The sequence below is a fragment of the Streptomyces sp. SID13726 genome, from assembly GCF_010548375.1.
GTDB lineage: Bacteria > Actinomycetota > Actinomycetes > Streptomycetales > Streptomycetaceae > Streptomyces.
This window is the reverse complement of the sequence record NZ_JAAGLY010000890.1, coordinates 1-382: the sequence shown is the minus strand read 5'-3', so window position 1 is coordinate 382 and position 382 is coordinate 1. Positions and strand designations below refer to the sequence as shown.

Genomic DNA, 382 nt, shown 5'->3' with positions numbered 1-382 from the left:
ACCGAGCGTGAACTGGCCGTCGATCCGGACCTGGTCGCGGCCGTCCCGGGCGCCCTGGCCGCCGAGCGTTCCGCCCTCGCGCAGCTGTGCCGCTCCCCCGGTTTCACCCGGGCCGTCGCGCTCACCAGTGCCGATCTGTTGCGCGCGGTGTCCCGGGCCGCCCGGGACGAAGGCGGGCGCAGGGCCCGCAAGGAGGAGCCCTCGGTACTGCGGCACGCCCTGCGTGCCAGTACGAAGACCAGCCCGCTGTCCTGGTTCACCGCCGTGGGATGGTCCGGCGCGCAACCGGTACGGACACCGCCAGTGCTCCCGCCGCTGCGGTCCGTGGTGCGGGAACACCGGACGCTCGTCGAGGCGCTCGCCTGCGCCCTGCTGGACGAAC

The 382-nt window shown here is 74.6% G+C and carries 1 pseudogene; it reads left to right on the top strand.

The features are described from left to right. Window positions 1-382, top strand: a pseudogene (locus G3I78_RS50840) (hypothetical protein); the annotation flags it as partial.